General features: G+C 37.7%; 1 protein-coding gene. It reads left to right on the forward strand.

Translation table 11 applies throughout. The annotated features are described in order from the left end of the window. A partial coding sequence (locus B4A23_RS05635) for a TonB-dependent receptor plug domain-containing protein (RefSeq protein ID WP_291117880.1) occupies nucleotides 1-778 on the forward strand: 778 nt, incomplete at both ends.

Here is a 778-nt window from a genome sequence, read left to right on the forward strand (position 1 = left end):
GTAACAGAAGAAGGTACACAGAATAGTGTGCAAACTGATGCAAATGGATATTATTCGTTGACTTTACAAAATGATGATGCTAAACTAATTTTTGAGCAATTGGACTTCCCTATTCGAGAAGAACAGGTATTGAATAGAAGTGTGATAAATGTAAGTTTCATAAAAGAAGATGACGGGATTCAGCTAAAAGATGTGGTGATAAATGCGGGGTACTATGCTGTAAAAGACAAAGAACGTACGGGGTCTATTGCTCGTGTAACAGCTAAGGAAATAGAGACTCAGCCCGTGAATTCTGTTTTAGATGCTTTGCAAGGTCGTGTTCCCGGTTTAGAGATTACACCAACTTCTGGAACTCCTGGAGGTGGCTATACCATTCGGATAAGAGGCCAAAATAGTATTGCTGCGGGAAATAATCCTCTATTTATAGTAGATGGTGTTCCATTTGATACCAATTCGATAGGAGATACTTCAACCTCAGCACAAATCTTTTATGGGTCAACTATAAATCCTTTAAATTATATCGATCCACAATCTATCGAATCTATCGAAGTTTTGAAAGATGCTGATGCTACTGCTATTTATGGATCTCGGGGAGCCAATGGTGTACTATTGATTACTACAAAGAAGGGAAAAGCGACTAAAACAAGTATTTCTATAGATGCTTCTACCACTGTTATTAACCCTACTAAGCTTCCTAAACTACTTAATACAGAACAATATCTAGAAATAAGGAAAAAAGCCTTTGCGAATGATGGTGTAACGACGTATCCTACGACAG

It is taken from the genome of Empedobacter sp. UBA7248 (genome assembly GCF_002472945.1).
GTDB classification, from domain to species: Bacteria; Bacteroidota; Bacteroidia; order Flavobacteriales; family Weeksellaceae; genus Empedobacter; species Empedobacter falsenii_C.